A 16196-nucleotide genomic window follows, 5' to 3' on the forward strand; every position below is an offset into this window, starting at 1 on the left:
CCGGGACGAAGTCCTCGAGCTTGACCGTCGTGAACAGGGGTTCCTGCATCTCATCCATTCCGCGCATCGCATCCGCTGCCAAAGATCATGAACACGATATCCATAACGCCCGTCCCTCAAACCCCGTTTACACGGGACCCAAATTCAACAGCCTGCTAGGTGATCTCGCCAGCTCGCGAGCCGCCTGCTAGATGCGCTCGCCATTCAAAAATGCGCCGTCGTTGGCCTGTCTATCGGCGGCATGTGGGGCGCGGGGCTTGCGCTGCGCAATCCGTCGCGAGTCCGTACGCTGGTCATGACGGATACTGACCTCGGGGCAGAGCCTCACGCAATCCACCGCTCGCCGTCGGGCGACAGGCCGCCACCGGGAACGATACCGTGCACATGGGGATGATGCGTGAGCGCCGAGCCCCAGATATGCAGCACGAGCGTGGCGCCGATCCGGGCGCCGAGGTGCCTGGGATCGGCGCCGATGGTCTGCAGTGTATGGGCGGCGATGTCGAACAGCGGTCCGTAGATGACCTGCTTGTTGTACCACGCGATGGTGCTGGCCGGCGCGGGTTGCGTGAAGGCGACGTGGTAGTACCAGACCGGCAGCAGGTCCGTCTGGCGTGCCTCGAGCCAGCGGCGTGCGGCACTGCCCTGGCACCTGAGGCAATGGCGGTTGCGGCACGGTTGAAGGACACCTCTGTCCTTGCGCAGCCTGAACAGCGCAGCACATGTCCGCCCAGCGCCGCCGCGCGGCACCGTTCGATGGCCGACATGACCTTCAGCTGTCCCAGGCTCAGGCGTGTCGTGGCTCGCCAGGCTGGTTCGTGGTCGCGGAAGATGTCCGCGACCGTCAGCATGGGGTACTGCGCCGTGTTACTCGGAGGTCAGACGCTCCAGCGGACTGATGGCCTCGCGCAGGAGATCGGTGGCGACCGGCACGTACAGCGCGGTGGTCTCGAGCCTATTGACTGCAGTCAATAGGCTCGAAAGCACGATCAGGTACCTCGGTATCGAAGTCGATGAGGCGCTTGAGATTTCCGAGCAGACTGAAATCTAGCGCGACCGGCGCCGGCCGCACGAGACGATGCCACGTTAAGGTTCGCGCGGATGCGCTCCGTCGTAGCTCTCTTCGCGCGAGACCGGCCGGACGTTCCCCCATCCTGCAAAGCCGTGAGCCGAATGGCTGGTTCTCTTTCGAGACCTGCCTCGTAGGCTGTGAGCAGAGTTCGGCCGAAGCCGACATTCGGGCTTCGGCCTTCGTGAGACACCTTCATGCTTCTTTCCTGTCGTTCGACGCTTCGCGCCTGCGAACGTCGGGTTCACTGTCAACGGCTGCGTACTCTCGTTAAGGGTTGTCCAGCGCCTGCCCGCATACGTGCTCGTGCACGCATGACGCAGCAGACAAGGGCAGGCGCCGGACGACCCGTAACGAGAAGACTCTATCGACTCTCGCGTGAGCGGTCATTCGTTGCACCTCGATTGGCTTCGATGTCGAACGGACAGATTGACCGACTCTGATATAAGGTTGAACGTGCTGAAGCTAATCCCGGTCCTCTACAGCTGTTTTTGGGAGAAACCATAAAACTTCCGCTTGGAAGCTTTATGGTGGAACAAACTCCGCAAGTTGTAACACGCACGACTGCAATCGATGCGCCCCCGGAATAGTTAGCTATAGTTATCCCGTAGCAATCGATCGAACTTCACGATATCTGCGATGTACCCGGACGGTCCCTCATAGAAAGGGAAATGACCTCCCGTTTGAAATTCAGTCCACTGGACCACGTTGTGGCTCCTTTCGACGAATTCACGTGGTGGGATAGGAGAGATCGGGTCAGGATAGCGCGCTACGGCGACCGGTACCTCGATACGTTGATCCTGACGCAGGAAATCGTCTGAGCGCGCGGTACCGGCATAGATCCATGTGGACGTATCGAACGTGCCAGTCATCTGGTAGATCATGATTTCGGTGAGCAGTTCGTCAAGCGTGAAGACCTGCTCGAAAGGCCTTTCGCGAAGGTCCGACCAACCGTGGAACTTGTCGAGCATCCACGCGGCGGTTCCGACGGGGCTGTCCATCATTCCAAAGGCGAGCGCTTGCGGGCGGGTCCCCTGCTGGAAGGCATACCCGTATTTTTTTGTGAAGGTCGCCTTTTCCTCCGCGACGAAACGACGTACCGCCTCCGTTTCGACGCCACCGGTGTTGCCGCTGCCGCGCAACGCACTTTCGGGCCGCACGCTGATGATGCTGGTGTGTATGCCCTCGACATGCCCGGGATAGTCCAGTCCCATCCATTCTGCAATATGACCACCCCAGTCGCCACCTGCCGCGATGTAGCGCGGATAGCCGAGCACCTTGGTCATCAGCTTGTCCATCAGCGATCCCATCTCTCGACACGGCAGCGGGGCGGGCGGCTTGGCTGAAAATCCAAATCCCGGCAAGGACGGGCACACGACGTTGAAGGCTTGTTCCGGATCGCCGCCGAATTGCTCCGGACGAGCAAGCTGCTCGACGATGGCAAGGAAACTCGCGAAGCTGTATGGCCAACCGTGCATGAGAAGCAACGTCCGTGCATTGGGAACCGATGCCTTCACATGGAGAAAATGGAGCAGATGGCCGTCAACACTGGCGTGGAATTGCTCGAAGCGGTTAATCCGTCGCTCCTGGGCGCGCCAGTCGAAGTCGCTCACCCAATAAGCAACGAGCCGCCGGACAAACGCTTCGTCCGGCCCCAGTTCCCACCTGCTGCTGGTAGCGGCCGACGGCCATCGTGTTTCATTCAGGCGGCGCCTCAGTGCGTCCAATTCCTGCTGAGGGATAGCTACCTCAAATCGCTGCATTTCGTTTCTACCTCCGATGATGCTTCGCGAACTTGCGGACGCCGCGCCATTCGCAGCGGGTGGATTCCGTGCCCGCTGTGGCTCAAGCGCCCAGGAACTCGAGGACTTTGCGGCGATGAGCGCTGCGGAGCCCACCATGACGAACCTTCGACGTGAACTATTGACAGGCATGGGTCGAGTAGCCTCCGCGCTGGCGCAAGGTATCAGTAGTATTGAATATGCATGCCGCCATCGATCTCTATTGATGCGCCAGTCATGAAGGGCAAATCTCCAGAGGCCATCGTTGCCACCGCCCGACCGACGTCGTCCGGCATGCCCCAGCGGTTGAAAGGGGTAAAGCCCGCCGCGAGCAGCTTTTCGAAGCGTTCATGCGCGACCCCGCTCATCGGCGTCTTGATGAGGCCAGGACGCACCTCATACACCGCGATTCCGTGTTCTGCGAGCCTGAGGGCATAGAGCTTGGCCATCATCGCAACGGCTGCTTTGGACATCGCGTACTCACCGCGCTCCGGTGCTGCGATCGCAGCATTCGACGAGGAGACGAAAATGATTGAGCGTGCGCTCTCTACGCCTTTCGGTTCTTCTACAATCATGCGTCGGCACACCGCCTGAGTGAGAAAGAACGCGCCGCGAGTATTGACTCCAAAGTTCAGGTCGTAACTCTCTGGAGAGACGTCCAGCAGATCGCCACGCGAGAGGACCGAAACGCCTGCGTTGTTGACTAGCACATCGATGCGACCGAACGCGTCAAACGCCGCTGCCACGAAGCGAGGATGATCGGCAAGGTCGGAGAGGTCACCTTTGACGAATGCGAGACGCGCCGTAGCGGGTACTTCTGAACGCAGCGCGCTCACACGCGCCTCGTCGATCAGGCGGTCGGCAACGACGATGTCGAAGCCGCGATTCGCGAGCGCAATCGTGATGCCACCGCCGATGCCGCCCATTCCCCCTGTTACAAGCGCCACGCGAGGATGCGAGGTTGATGTGTTCATGAGTCTGATCCTATAAAAACCGTATGGATTTCATGGCTGACAGCCCGCTCGGCGACGTCATACCAAGCACTTCGCCCACCTGGCGTTGCTTCACTCAATTGCTGTGGAATTTATCGCGTCATCAATCGATTTCTGGCGCGCTTGCGAATATTCGTGCCTGTTGATGGGTGTCGCATTGGGGTCGCCTAGCGCATGCATCGGAATACGATACGTTTCTCGTGCGCTCCACGCGGCAAGTGCCGCGATGATGGTCACGCCAAACGTGAGCGCCCCAATGGTAAGTGGGATATTCGTCGCGCCCGGGGGCGCAACGGCGGCGAAGAGCGCGGGAAGCAGCGCCGTGATGGCTACCCCGAGGTTCTGACCGATCGCCATAGCCGATACCCGAAAACGCACCGGGAAGAGTTCTGGCATGAAGCTGGGGAATACAGCGTTGTAGCCTTGATAGACAATTCCCCACATAAGAATAGAGAGGGCAATGGCTACCGGTACGTTCCGGACGCTGATGGCATAGAGATAAGCGAACGACAAGAGGCCGGAACTGAGCGAGCCGAAGACGATCGGCCATCGGCGCCCGATCTTGTCTGACAGATTGCCAACGAATGGAATGACTACTGCCGCCACGCAATTGCCGATTACCGGAATCCAAAGAAAGATGCTCTCGTGCAGACCGATGCCATAGGACGGCTGGACCGCATATGCCGCGCCGAAAATCGTCGTGACTACTGCAATTACATTGGTGAGGGATATGCCGGCAACACGGATCATATCCTTCCATCCAAGCCTTAACGCTTCCACAATCGGCGACATCGGGATTGCCCCGCGGTCCTCTTCCCGGGCGAAAACGGGTGACTCGTCAACCCCTCGTCGAATCAGGTATCCCGCCAGCAGGACGAACGCGCTAAGAAGAAAGGGGATCCGCCACCCCCACGAGATAAGAGAATCTTCGCGCATGAAATACGCAAGCGGCAAAAACACGGCAGCCGCAGAAAGTTGACCAACCTGTACGCCCTGCAGGGCGAAACTCGCATAGAAACCGCGTCGGCCAAATGGCGCATGCTCCAATATCATCGAACTGGAGCCCGATATCTCTCCCGCAACGGCGAAGCCCTGGACGAGACGCAAGACCACCAGAAGTGTTGGGGCTAGCACCCCGACCTGTTGATACGTCGGCAAAAGACCGACGGCCATTGTCGATAGGCCTGTGAAAAACAGGCAAATAAGCAGTACGTTTTTGCGGCCGTGGATGTCGCCCCACCGACCCAGAAAGAAGGCGCCGATCGGCCTCGCTATGTATCCCACCCCATAGGTAGCGAGTGAGGCCACAATCGCGATTTTAGGATTGCCTGCAGGAAAGAACAGCTGCGGAAAGATAAGCGACGCGGCCTGAGCATAAATAAAGAAGTCGTAGTATTCCAGCGCCGAACCGATCCAGCCGCTCGCGGTTGCTTTCTTCGTTTGACGAGCGCCTCCCGATCGTCGAGCTTCGTTGCTTACCAATATGGTATCCATAATGTCGTCTCCGTAGCATCGATTAGCAGGCTTGCTGGATCTGAACACATCGTTACGAGAAGAAGCGCAGCAGTCTCTCCGCGGTTTCAACCGGCGCTTCTTCCGGCAGAAAATGCCCACACCGGATGGCGTAACCCTCGACGACCTTCGCCCAGCGGCGCCATTTTTCCAATGGCGAATTTGCCGCCGGCGTTTCTTGCCCCCAAAGAACGAGGACAGGCGCCTCAATGGTCCGGACGCCAAGGTCAGATTCATCCAGTTCGCGGTCAAAGGTCCATGCCGCCCGATAGTCTTCGCACATGGCATGTATGGCAGCAGGGTCGCCGTTCGTCTTCAGATAGTCGGCGACGTTCGACGGATCGAAGCGAAAGCCTTTGGATGCATGTGCGCGCAACATGGTCTCGATGTAGAGGCTCGGATCGTTGCCGATCATGCGCTCAGGAAACGGCTCGTCGAGTGCCTGGAACGCCCAGTGCCAGAAGCGCAGGGCTGAATGCCGGTCGAATGCCTCCATTGCATCACTCGTCGGTACGATATCCAGCGCGGCAAGACGGTCGATACGGTCTGGATGGTCCAACGCGAGACGATAAGCGACACGCCCTCCGCGATCGTGTCCGGCCACGCTGAAGCACCCGAATCCGAGAGCGTCCATCGTCGCTATCTGGTCTAGCGCCAACTCGCGCTTCGAGTAGGCCGAGTGATCGCCACCGCCGCGGGGTTTGTCACTTCGGCCGTAGCCGCGAAGGTCGGGTACGACCACCGTGAAATGTCCCAGCACCGGCGCAACCGCGCTCCAGCAGACCCGTGTCTGTGGCGCGCCGTGCAATAAGAGAAGTGGCGGGCCTGAACCTCCAACGAGTGAATCGATCGTGACACCGTGACCGGGAACCCGGAGTGATTCGAATCCTTGGATGTGACCTGTTTCCATATAACCTCATCGCTGATCTCATCGAACTGCACGGTTCAAATGCGTCGAGCGGTCGAATGCCCAGCCCATAGATCTCATTGTGAACCAGTTCACCTAACGGAACAAGTATTTTTTTGGCGTTTGCACCCCGGAGAGAGGCGGCACGCGCACCGCCCGCCTTCTTGACATTTACCCGACGCGAGATACCATGTTCCCCTATATGAACAAGGACCCGATAACCATGCGCGCGAACGAAGTCGAGACGGCGAGTACCGTGAAGTCGGCTGACCGTACCCTCGACCTGCTTGAACTGTTGGCCCAGTGGGGCCGTGAGATGTCGCACGCGGAAATAGCTGAGGCGCTCGACATTCCAAAGAGCAGCTTGACGAAGCTGATTCGCAATCTCACGGACCGTGGCTACTTGCGCTTCGTGGCCGAGACCAAGGGCTACCGGCTCGGCGACGCTATTCTCAAGCTCGCACAACAGTCGAACCAGGTGCGCAGCCTGATCGCCTGCGCAGAACCCGTTTTGCGCGATATCACGCAGCAGACCGCGGAATCGTGTGCGCTCAACCAATTGAAGGGCGATCAGGTTGAAGTCGTCGCCACGGTCACCAGCCAGCAGCGCTTGCAATCGCACATGCGGCTCGGCGATCTGGCGCCGCTCTATGCCGTGTCCGGCGGCAAGGTGATACTTGCATATCTTCCTGACGTGATGCGCGAAGAATACATGCGCTCGGTCACCTTCGAGCGCTTCACGAAGAACACGATCTCCACCAGGAAAGCCTTGCTCGCCACGCTTGAAGACGTGCGCAGGAATGGCTTCGCGCGTTCCATGGAAGAGTACACGCCGGGCATCGTGGGTGTCGGTGTACCCATCTTGTCGGCGAGCGGCTTTCCGCTCGGCTCGTTGAATCTCGCGATTCCGGCCGTGCGTTATTCGAAAGAGGTCGACGAACGGGCAATCGCAATTCTTACGACATCGGCGGCACGGATCCAGCGTCAGTACTTTGCGGAGTGACGCGCTCAGGCGAGAAAGCGTTGCATTCTTTCCATGATCGTGCGGGCCTGCTGATTGAATGGCTGGCCGCGCAATTCCCGGGTCGGTGCTTCGACTGCAAGCGTCAGATCCACGGGCAGTTTCGCCAATAGTTCGCGCAAGGGTAGCTCGCCTTCGCCCGGCAGCAGGCGCGCGGTGCGCGCTTCCGTTCGCCGCTCGTCCACCGAAGCAGGCGAAGCGCGCGGACCGTCGCATATCTGAATGTATTCGATGAGGCGCGCTTGAACGTTACCAATATCTTTCACACTGGCGCCGGAGCGAAACACTTGCAGCGTGTCTATCAGGATGCGCGCGTTCGGCTGACGGCTTGCACTGATCAGCGAAAGCGCGTCGTCTAGCGTGCCGACAGGACAATAAGTGATCAGTTCGAGGCCGACGGTCATCTCGAAGCATGCGGCGGCTTCGCACAGTGCGCTGAAGTTGTCGATGAGGCGAGTTCGATCGTCGTCGTATCCCACGGCCAGCACATGCTTCGCGCCAAGGCGATGCCCAGCCTCCAGCGCCGGCAACAAGTCTTCGATACGCGTGCTGGCTTGTAACCAGATCGCCTCGATATCGAGCAGTCGCACACCGGTTGCATCCATTCGCGCTGCGAGTTCCCGCATGAGAACGTCATTGTGTGCCACGTCGACGATGGTATCCGCCACGGTCGGCGCGACGACGCGCAATCCGTAGTAGTCGAATCCGCCGGCATGCGCGGCGTCGACGAGCTGCAGCGGGTGTGCGTCGAGCATGGTCAGGTGATGCAGGGAAAGCTTGTGCATGTGGTTCTTCCGCTAGCTTCAGGGTTTCTCGGGAAGCACAAACCGGTACGTAAGCAGCGAGGTGCCTGGGGCGACTTCGTGTCCGCCGGGGCTCACCTGTCCGTCTATCGTTAAGAGCTTCGTGATCAGCGCATCCTTCACACCGAAGACGACATCCGAGTCCAGATACGGATCGCCATCTATGAACACATGCGTGACAACGGTCTCGAAACCCGGTGCGCCCAGTTTGAAATGTACATGTGCGGGACGAAACGGGTGACGCCCTTGAGCGTCCAGCATCTTTCCCACGGGGCCATCGTTCGGGATGGGGTAGGCAGCGGGCACGACGGATCGATACCAGAAGCGTCCCTTCTCATCCGTGTGAAAGCGTGCGCGCATGTCGAGCGCCGACTTGCCGGTGTCGCGCTGAACATCGTAGAAACCGCGATCGTCGGCGTGCCAGGTCTCGATCAACGCGCCTGCTATCGGCTTGCCGCGCGTATCTTCAATCGTACCTTCGACGATCAACGCCGGCCCATCGGACTCGCGGGAGATCTGCGCACCGAGCGGAAAGTCGCGCGCTTGCTCCACATAGAACGGGCCGAGCACCGTGGTTTGAGTGACGTCTTCATCGAAGCGATGATTGATCGCATCCACGAGCATGGAGACGCCCAGGGTGTCCGAGAGCAGGATGAACTCCTGCCGCGTATCCGAGCACATCTGACCGGTGCTGGTGAGAAATGCTATGGCACTCGCCCATTCCGCTTCGCTGGGTTCTATCTCTTTCACGAATGCATGCAGATGACGCACGAGCGCCTCGCTGATCTCGCGCGTGCGCGGGGTCGCGCAGCCACTCAGCCTGTCCAGCACGGCCTGCGTGATGTTGTCTTCGTCGAAGTTTCGCATGAGGCATCCTCATTCCATCGGCTCGGGCGGCAGACCTTTCCACGCCTGCTGGAGCATGTGGCCAAGCGCGCGAACGTCGGGCACACGCGGGTTCGAGTAAGAGTTCTGCCTGACCAGGTCCACTGCACGATCGATGCCCGCCTTCGGCATGCGCCGCGCTTCGACTCTCATGACAGCGTTCCCGTATCGAGCCACGCGCGGCCGCGCGCGTAGAGCGCCTCGACGGCGGGCCCGGTGAGTCCGGGCATATCGCGTTTGACGTCGTAGCCGATCTTCGTCTGAATATAGGCGAGGTGACGATAGCCCTCGGGGAAGCGGCGGAGCATCGCGGCATCGAGATCCACCTTCACGCCGATTTCGATGGGGTCCAGACGGTCCTTCTCATAGATCGGTTGACGCAGGCGCAGCAGCCATTCGCCATCCATCTTTTCATAGAAGTCGTAGAAGCGCCCGGTACACACAACGTCGCAGATATGACCCTCCACGTCACCGCGTTGGGAGATCGTCATTTTGGTCTGCGCGATCGCACGCGGACCCGTGAGTTCGATGGACGTGCCACCGAGGAAATGCAGGATGCTGACGCCGCGTGCCCAACCTTCTCGCGTCACGCGAATGAACTCAGGTCCGCTGCCCTGAAACCAGGTGGCCATCATCACCCCCTCGGGATGCCACAGTTCCGCGAAGCGTTTCCAGTCTCCGGCATCCCGCCAGACGACCCAGTTTTCGATTGCTTCGCGAATCGCCAGACGGTCAAGCAGTTCTGTGTTCATAGATGTTCGGTTGTTCTCATATGGAAATATGTTTACATGGTGAGTTTAAGAACCAGTGAAGTCAAGCGAATTTTTGACGACTTCGGGAGAAAGCCTTGTTTGTTCACATCACATAGAGGAACGTGAGAGGAAAATCGATCGTTGACATCCCGTTTGTCGAATATGGCGCCGGAGCGCCCGCGTTTTTTGGCGGATTCATGTTGCGTCCTTTAACGAGGTTAACTGCCGGCCGTTCTCAGGCCGACGGCGTTTATCTGACATGTCAGATATATGGGTAAAAAATGACTCATTCATCCAGCAGCGTGCCGAGCAGACGGCACAACGTCGCGAACTCGCCCGGGGTGAAGCGGGACAAGCGTCGGTTCATCACTGCCGGCACGATCGCCTCGATCCGCGCGGCGGCATCCTGTCCCACTTCAGTCAGCGTCAGATCGACCACCCGCCGGTCCTGGCAGTTGCGAGCCCGGTGCAGGAGACCCTGCCGTTCCAGCCGGTCGACGACCCGTGTGATGTTAGCCCGGATCGGCGGCGAGCCGCTTGGATAGTTCCACCGGCGAGTGCGCGATCCCCCGCGACAGCAACAACAGCGTGCCGACCTGAGAACTGGTGACGCCCGTGCCTGTGCCCGCGAGCGCCAGGTCCATATCCGCGGTGAGCTGGCTGCGTGCCCTGCTCAGCGCACAGCCGATGTTCTGGCCCGGTAAGAGACTGTCTTCGAAGTGGTGACACATAGCTGATATATCCGTTACTGATGCAGAATCTCTCTGACATTGCAGATATATGCAAAGATTTTTTCGAAGTCAGCACTACCCAGTTGCCGCGTGCCGTTCATATGTAGAACGGTTAAAGGCAAAAGGTAACGACGCTCAACTGACAGAGTACCCAGGGGCCAATCATGTCTTCGACTCGGCGGTTCTCAAGCAGCCGATTCCGCTTCCGTAGGCGCAAACGACTTGAAATTGCAGGACCATCGAGCAGGAGAACGGGTTGCTGGTCAACGCTCGGACAAGGGAACGATTTACGTACGATAACCCTTGTGTCGAGCGCAGAGCGACGACGGCATACGACGAACAGGCCGCAAGGGAGGCAAAGCAAGCTGTTCGCGAGATAGTGATGACGGTGTTAAAGCCCACCGTTGCGGCATCAACAACCCACCCGAGATCATCGGGCCGCCCCGGCGGGAGGATGCAGCGACCGATGCTGATAACGAGATGACTGTTGTACAGCTGAAAGCGGTCGCACAGATAGCGCAGGGTTCTACGTACGTAGAGGGTCGATTTCACCCATTCGTCTGCATGGTCGCTGCCGTTCGATTCGGGCTTTTGACAGATGACCGGTTTGGATCGTTGACCGGCCGTCTGAGCGGCGTTCGTTCAACGTCAGCATTGGCCGAGCAGCTGCCGGCCGTCTCAGTTAGGCAGTTGTGACCCGACGGTATCAACTTCCGAAGTCATCTCGAGATGCATCGCTTAGACGATTTTTCTTAAGCAGGCGGCGCTGATTTTCCGATGCGGCCCACCAAAGGCCGTTGAGTGCCGGGCGGGAATGCCGGTATCGCTGACGGTATCTGCGGGCGCTATGGGACCCGAGTCAGGCCCAGCATTGAGATTGCGGCAGGTGGTTGTCAATTGAGTGGGGATTCGCGGCCATCGGTGTGCGGATTCGTGAGCGACATAGCGTGCGAACCGCGGTGTCAATCGACTGCGCCACCTGCCGGCGTTGTTCTGCATAGCCCGTCGATATAGTCCGCCCACTCTTGCATCACGCGGCGACGATCATCATCGAAAGTTGTTCTGTCATAGGCCTTCTGTACGTCGCCTCGTTTTGCATGTGCGAGTTGCGCTTCGAGGACGTCGATGTCGATGCCGAGTCGCTCCCGGCCAACGGTCCGCAGCATACCCCGGAATCCGTGCGTAGCGTGCTTTCCTTTGAATCCCATCTCGCGCAGAGCCTTGCTTAACGCGTCTCGATGCAAATGCGGCGTTTTCTGGCGAGCCGGAGATGGAAACACATAGTGTCCGCGGCCCGTGAGCGACTGCAACTCGCCGAGCAACGTAACCGCTTGCTTAGGTAAGGGCACAATATGGTCGTGGCGCATCTTCATCCGCACGGCCAGAACATGCCATTCGCCCGCTTTCAGGTCAATTTCGTCCCACGGTGCGGCTGCGATCACTCCGGGGCGTAAGCCCGTGAGCATGGTCAGTTTCAGTGCGGCCCTGGTGATCGGTGACTTATAGGTATTGATGGCTTGCACCAGCGGGACGATATCCGTGGGTTTCGTAATCGCCGGGATGTGGCCTTTCTCGTGTCGCGGGATGACGCCGCGCAGCGACAATGGAACACCGTCCTCCCGCAGGCTATGGTGGATCGCGTATGTCACGATGCCACCCACGTATTGGCGTGCCTTGGTTGCGAGGTTGGGGGCATGCTCCGCTATTGCTTCCAACACCGGTTTGACTTCCGATGTCGCGAGCGTCGAAATGGACTTGTTGCGTAGTGGCGGGATCAGGTATTGCCGAACTACGAACTCCGCTTTGCGGTAAGTCTCGTCGGCCCACTCCTTGCGCTTGAACGCGAGCCAGTTCTCTGCGACGAGATGGAACGCTCCTTCAGCGGCGCGTTTGCGTGCAGCGGCTTCGGCTCTGCGGTGCTCAACCGGATCAGTACCATCACGCACGAGACTCCGCGTGACCGCAGCGGACTTGCGCGCGTCGACGAGTGCAACTTCGGGATAGGGACCAAGACTGAGAAAGTTCTCCTTCCCGGTACTTGGGCGGCGATAACGGAGCAGCCACGTTTTGCTTCCGTCCGGCCAGATGCGTAAGGCAAGCCCGTTCCCATCTGAGAGCAGGTAAGGGCGCTCGCGCGGTTTGGCGACGCGAAATCCGACTTCGGACTTCGCTTCGGCGCGTTTGGGCATCGCTCGGCACTTGGATTCCGTGTATACGCAAGAGTATACGCAAAAATCGCTGATGCCACCGGTATATGACGGCTGCCCGCGAAAACAAAAAACCCCGTAAGACTTTGATCTTACGGGGTTTCTCGGACTTCACCGGCTTTCGCCGGAACAACTGTTGGTGCCCAGGAGAGGACTCGAACCTCCACGGTGTTGCCACCGCTAGGACCTGAACCTAGTGCGTCTACCAATTCCGCCACCTGGGCACGTCTTCAAGCTAGACCGCTATTTTAGCAAGATGATTAAGTTTGTCAATCTCTGCTTCAAACAAACTTGCTTTTCTCATCCGCCCGGTTGAACGCGCAGCGAAGTGATGCAACCGCTACCGAACCACCGTCCTGCTGATCCGGCAATCGAAACAGGAACAGCGATTTCGACTACCAGGCCTTACACAAAAAAGAGAGCCGCCAGAAGGCGGCTCTACTTTCGAATCTGGTGCCCAAGAGAGGACTCGAACCTCCACAGTGTTGCCACCGCTAGGACCTGAACCTAGTGCGTCTACCAATTTCGCCACCTGGGCAGGTGATGAACTGCAAAGACCGCAATTATAGCGACCGATTCCGACCTGTCAAGCGATTTGCCGAACGCGTTTGAACCTCGCGGCGAGCCGGCGCACGACGCGTCCGAACCACCGGCGCAGGCCCGCGTAGCGCCCGACACGGGTGTTAGAATGCCTCGCAGTAGTTCGTTGGCACGATGCACATCCGGTGTCGCGACGCGAGTGTCGACATGCGATCAGCCGGACGCGCGTCGGCCTCGCGTTGAACGAGCCGAACCCAGGCAGTTTCCTGTGCTAATCGCAGTAGAGCAGTCGAGCAGAAGAGCAGCAAGCAGCAGGTGTAATGACCGAGGCAGCGCAGCCGCCTTACAGATGCAGCCGAGCGCAACTGCGCGCATTAAGCAAACGCCTTCCAGGCCGGACCACATCGCCGACCGACGTCCATGCAACGAGAAAAAATCATCGACAAGCCCTTGAGCAAATTTCCGTATCCGATTCCAAGCCGCGAAGAAATCCTCGGCGTGCTGCGCACGAGTGAAACGCCGCTTGCCGCGAACGACATCGCCGAAGCCCTGTCGATCAAGCGCCAGGAGCGCGAAGGATTTTTCAAGCGTCTCGGCGCGATGGAGCGCGACGGCCAGATCCGGCTCGATCAGCGCAATCTCTATCAACTGACTCATCCGTCGAACTTCGTCGCGGGCCGCGTGCAGGGCCATCGCGACGGCTACGGTTTCCTGATTCGCGACGACGGCCAGGACGACCTGTTCCTGCCCAACGGCGAGATGCAGAAGGTCATGCACAACGACCGCGTGCTCGCGCGCATCGTCGGCTATGATCGGCGTGGGCGGCCCGAAGGGCACATCGTCGAGGTCACGGACCGCGCGAACAAGCGCGTGATCGGGCGTCTGCTCAACGAGAACGGCGCGCTGATCGTCGCGCCCGAAGACAAGCGCATCGGCCACGACATCCTGATCACGCAGAACACCCGCAAGGCGAAGGTCGGCCAGGTCGTGGTGGTCGAGCTGACCGATTTCCCGAGCCGTCATTCGCAGCCGCTCGGCCGCGTGGTCGAAGTGCTTGGCGATATCGACGACCCCGGCATGGAAATCGAAATCGCGGTGCGCAAGTACGGCGTGCCGCACGAATTCAGCGAGGCCGCGCTCGGCGAAGCGGCCAAGCTGCCCGACGAAGTGCGCCCGGCCGACATCCGCCATCGCGTCGATCTGCGCGACGTGCCGCTCGTCACGATCGACGGCGAGGACGCGCGCGACTTCGACGACGCCGTCTATTGCGAGCCGGTCAAGGTGGGCCGCGGCGACGGCTTCCGCCTGATCGTCGCGATCGCGGACGTGTCGCATTACGTGCTGCCGCAAAGCGGGCTCGACACCGACGCAATCGAGCGCAGCACGTCGGTGTATTTCCCGCGCCGCGTGATCCCGATGCTGCCTGAGAAGCTGTCGAACGGACTGTGCTCTCTGAATCCGCAAGTCGACCGCTGCGTGCTCGTGTGCGACATGATCGTCACCGCGCGTGGCGACGTGAAGGCGTATCAGTTCTATCCGGGCGTCATGCATTCGGCCGCGCGGCTCACGTACACCGAAGTCGCCGCGGTGCTGACAAACACCAAGGGTCCGGAAGCGACCCGCCGCGCCGCATTGCTGCCGCAACTGCAGAATCTGTATGGCGTCTACAAGGCGCTGTTCACGGCGCGCCAGAAGCGCGGCGCGATCGACTTCGATACGACGGAGACGTACATCGTCTGCAACGCGCAGGGCAAGATCGAGCAGATCGTGCCGCGCACGCGCAACGACGCGCACAAGCTGATCGAGGAATGCATGCTGGCCGCGAACGTGTGCGCGGCGGATTTCCTGAAGCGCAACAAACACCCGGGCCTGTTCCGCGTGCATGCGGGCCCGAGCGCGGAAAAGCTCGAGAACCTGCGCACGTTCCTGCGCGGCATGGGCCTGACGCTCGGCGGCGGCGACACGCCGCACGCGAGCGACTACGCCGCACTGATGGCGCAGATCCGCGACCGGCCCGACGCGTCGATGCTGCAGACGATGCTGCTGCGCTCGATGCAGCAGGCGGTCTATAGCCCCGACAACATCGGCCACTTCGGTCTCGCCTACGAAGCCTACGCTCACTTCACGAGCCCGATTCGTCGCTATCCGGACCTGCTCACGCATCGCGCGATCTACGCGATCCTGCAAGGCCGCAAGTATCAGCCGCAGCCGCCGCACGGCGTCGAGCTCAATACCGCGCTGTCGCCGCGCGCCCGCGCAATGCAGCAGGCCGACGAGGAAAAGCGCGGTGCCCGCGCTCGCACGAACAACGTGGCGATCTGGGAAGAGCTCGGGCTGCACTGCTCGGCCAACGAGCGCCGCGCGGACGAAGCATCGCGCGACGTCGAAGCGTGGCTCAAGTGCTATTTCATGCGCGACAAGCTCGGCGAAGAGTATGGCGGCATGGTCAACGGCGTCACGTCGTTTGGCATTTTCGTGCAGCTCGATTCGCTGTTCATCGAAGGTCTCGTGCATGTGACCGAACTCGGCTCGGACTACTTCCAGTACGACGAGATCAGGAACGAGCTGCGCGGCGAGCGCACCGGCATTCGCTATCGGCTGTCGGATCGTGTGCGCGTGCAGGTGAGCCGCGTCGATCTCGACGCGCGCAAGATCGACTTCCGTCTCGTGCGCGATACGCCGATCAAGCCGCCTGCGGCGCGCGGTATGGCGGCGGACAAGGGTGAAGGCGCTGGCCCGCGAGTGCGCGTGTTGCCGTCGGCGGAAAGCGCCGCGTCGGTGCCGGGGCCGCGGCGCAAGAAAGCCGCGCCCGCGCAGAGCGTGGCGGTCAAGGAAGCGCGCGCCGCGCGCGGCGCGGCGAGGAAGCATGGCGTCGCGAGCAAGGCGGCGTCGAAGCAGGCACGCAAGAAGCGCTGAGGCTTTCACAGCGCCGGGACCGCGCGCAGCGGGCACGCGAACGCGTGCCGGTTGCGCGCGGTCTGCCTTTTGGTTTCATCTTC

General features: G+C 60.2%; 13 protein-coding genes, 2 tRNA genes and 4 pseudogenes. 4 read left to right on the plus strand and 15 right to left on the minus strand.

The window, feature by feature from the left end:
• Positions 1–175: 175 nt before the first annotated feature.
• Positions 176–331, plus strand: a pseudogene (locus tag AB4Y34_RS28155) (alpha/beta fold hydrolase); the annotation flags it as partial.
• Here the strand turns inward: AB4Y34_RS28155 and AB4Y34_RS28160 are convergent.
• Positions 328–848, minus strand: a pseudogene (locus AB4Y34_RS28160) (transposase zinc-binding domain-containing protein); the annotation flags it as partial. The pseudogenes AB4Y34_RS28155 and AB4Y34_RS28160 overlap by 4 nt on opposite strands.
• Positions 849–967: 119 nt before the next feature.
• On the opposite strand from AB4Y34_RS28160, the pseudogene AB4Y34_RS28165 reads away from it, so the two are divergent.
• Positions 968–1048 (plus strand): annotated as a pseudogene (locus AB4Y34_RS28165) (integrase); the annotation flags it as partial.
• Between the two features lie 608 nt (positions 1049–1656).
• Here the strand turns inward: AB4Y34_RS28165 and AB4Y34_RS28170 are convergent.
• The 4 genes from AB4Y34_RS28170 to AB4Y34_RS28185 all read right to left on the minus strand — a co-directional run bounded on the left by AB4Y34_RS28170 (position 1657) and on the right by AB4Y34_RS28185 (position 6261).
• Entirely contained in the window at positions 1657–2829 is a 1173-nt protein-coding gene (locus AB4Y34_RS28170; RefSeq protein WP_368717874.1) for an epoxide hydrolase family protein, read from the minus strand.
• A gap of 203 nt (positions 2830–3032) precedes the next feature.
• Complete coding sequence (locus AB4Y34_RS28175; protein ID WP_368717875.1) at positions 3033–3821, minus strand: 3-ketoacyl-ACP reductase; 789 nt, start codon at positions 3819–3821, stop codon at positions 3033–3035.
• A gap of 90 nt (positions 3822–3911) precedes the next feature.
• Entirely contained in the window at positions 3912–5333 is a 1422-nt protein-coding gene (locus tag AB4Y34_RS28180) for an MFS transporter (RefSeq protein WP_368717876.1), read from the minus strand.
• Between the two features lie 52 nt (positions 5334–5385).
• Positions 5386–6261 (minus strand): alpha/beta fold hydrolase, encoded by an 876-nt coding sequence (locus AB4Y34_RS28185; protein ID WP_368717877.1) that lies wholly within the window; start codon positions 6259–6261, stop codon positions 5386–5388.
• 220 nt (positions 6262–6481) lie between these two features.
• Between AB4Y34_RS28185 and AB4Y34_RS28190 the strand changes: the two genes are divergently transcribed.
• A complete protein-coding gene (locus tag AB4Y34_RS28190; RefSeq protein WP_368717878.1) occupies positions 6482–7261 on the plus strand; it encodes an IclR family transcriptional regulator in 780 nt (259 codons plus the stop codon).
• A 5-nt stretch (positions 7262–7266) separates the two neighbouring features.
• Here the strand turns inward: AB4Y34_RS28190 and AB4Y34_RS28195 are convergent, their stop codons facing one another.
• From AB4Y34_RS28195 to AB4Y34_RS28240, 10 genes and pseudogenes are all read right to left on the minus strand, one after another.
• Positions 7267–8064: a sugar phosphate isomerase/epimerase family protein gene (locus AB4Y34_RS28195; RefSeq protein ID WP_368717879.1), complete on the minus strand. Its 798-nt coding sequence runs from the start codon at positions 8062–8064 to the stop codon at positions 7267–7269.
• Between the two features lie 18 nt (positions 8065–8082).
• Entirely contained in the window at positions 8083–8949 is an 867-nt protein-coding gene (locus AB4Y34_RS28200) for a dioxygenase (protein ID WP_368593368.1), read from the minus strand.
• A 9-nt stretch (positions 8950–8958) separates the two neighbouring features.
• Complete coding sequence (locus AB4Y34_RS28205) at positions 8959–9120, minus strand: hypothetical protein (RefSeq protein WP_368717880.1); 162 nt, start codon at positions 9118–9120, stop codon at positions 8959–8961.
• On the minus strand, positions 9117–9719 hold the full coding sequence (locus AB4Y34_RS28210; protein WP_368717881.1) for a nuclear transport factor 2 family protein: 603 nt from the start codon (positions 9717–9719) through the stop codon (positions 9117–9119). The genes AB4Y34_RS28205 and AB4Y34_RS28210 overlap by 4 nt, the downstream gene beginning before the upstream one ends.
• A gap of 286 nt (positions 9720–10005) precedes the next feature.
• Entirely contained in the window at positions 10006–10158 is a 153-nt protein-coding gene (locus tag AB4Y34_RS28215) for a hypothetical protein (protein WP_368717882.1), read from the minus strand.
• 33 nt (positions 10159–10191) lie between these two features.
• Positions 10192–10242: pseudogene (locus AB4Y34_RS28220) on the minus strand (hypothetical protein); the annotation flags it as partial.
• Positions 10232–10450 carry a hypothetical protein gene (locus tag AB4Y34_RS28225; RefSeq protein WP_368717883.1) on the minus strand — a complete coding sequence of 73 codons (219 nt, stop codon included), beginning with the start codon at positions 10448–10450 and terminating at the stop codon, positions 10232–10234. The pseudogene AB4Y34_RS28220 and the gene AB4Y34_RS28225, both read right to left, overlap by 11 nt.
• 962 nt (positions 10451–11412) lie before the next feature.
• The gene (locus AB4Y34_RS28230) at positions 11413–12639 is read right to left on the minus strand and encodes a tyrosine-type recombinase/integrase (protein ID WP_368717884.1); all 1227 of its coding nucleotides are present in this window, start codon (positions 12637–12639) and stop codon (positions 11413–11415) included.
• 155 nt (positions 12640–12794) lie between these two features.
• Positions 12795–12881, minus strand: a tRNA-Leu gene (locus tag AB4Y34_RS28235).
• A gap of 227 nt (positions 12882–13108) precedes the next feature.
• Positions 13109–13195 (minus strand) — tRNA-Leu (locus tag AB4Y34_RS28240).
• A gap of 422 nt (positions 13196–13617) precedes the next feature.
• On the opposite strand from AB4Y34_RS28240, the gene rnr reads away from it, so the two are divergent.
• Positions 13618–16113 (plus strand): ribonuclease R, encoded by a 2496-nt coding sequence (rnr, locus tag AB4Y34_RS28245; RefSeq protein WP_368717885.1) that lies wholly within the window; start codon positions 13618–13620, stop codon positions 16111–16113.
• Positions 16114–16196 lie beyond the last annotated feature (83 nt).

The sequence above is a fragment of the Paraburkholderia sp. BR10954 genome, from assembly GCF_040965775.1.
Classification (GTDB): Bacteria; Pseudomonadota; Gammaproteobacteria; order Burkholderiales; family Burkholderiaceae; genus Paraburkholderia; species Paraburkholderia youngii.

Bases quoted from the DNA above. Each gene is read 5' to 3' on its own strand.
- AB4Y34_RS28170 (WP_368717874.1), bottom strand. From the start codon at position 2,829: ATGCAGCGATTTGAGGTAGCTATCCCTCAGCAGGAATTGGACGCACTG.
- AB4Y34_RS28175 (WP_368717875.1), bottom strand. From the start codon at position 3,821: ATGAACACATCAACCTCGCATCCTCGCGTGGCGCTTGTAACAGGGGGA.
- AB4Y34_RS28180 (WP_368717876.1), bottom strand. From the start codon at position 5,333: ATGGATACCATATTGGTAAGCAACGAAGCTCGACGATCGGGAGGCGCT.
- AB4Y34_RS28185 (WP_368717877.1), bottom strand. From the start codon at position 6,261: ATGGAAACAGGTCACATCCAAGGATTCGAATCACTCCGGGTTCCCGGT.
- AB4Y34_RS28190 (WP_368717878.1), top strand. From the start codon at position 6,482: ATGCGCGCGAACGAAGTCGAGACGGCGAGTACCGTGAAGTCGGCTGAC.
- AB4Y34_RS28195 (WP_368717879.1), bottom strand. From the start codon at position 8,064: ATGCACAAGCTTTCCCTGCATCACCTGACCATGCTCGACGCACACCCG.
- AB4Y34_RS28200 (WP_368593368.1), bottom strand. From the start codon at position 8,949: ATGCGAAACTTCGACGAAGACAACATCACGCAGGCCGTGCTGGACAGG.
- AB4Y34_RS28205 (WP_368717880.1), bottom strand. From the start codon at position 9,120: ATGAGAGTCGAAGCGCGGCGCATGCCGAAGGCGGGCATCGATCGTGCA.
- AB4Y34_RS28210 (WP_368717881.1), bottom strand. From the start codon at position 9,719: ATGAACACAGAACTGCTTGACCGTCTGGCGATTCGCGAAGCAATCGAA.
- AB4Y34_RS28225 (WP_368717883.1), bottom strand. From the start codon at position 10,450: ATGTGTCACCACTTCGAAGACAGTCTCTTACCGGGCCAGAACATCGGC.
- AB4Y34_RS28230 (WP_368717884.1), bottom strand. From the start codon at position 12,639: ATGCCCAAACGCGCCGAAGCGAAGTCCGAAGTCGGATTTCGCGTCGCC.
- rnr (WP_368717885.1), top strand. From the start codon at position 13,618: ATGCAACGAGAAAAAATCATCGACAAGCCCTTGAGCAAATTTCCGTAT.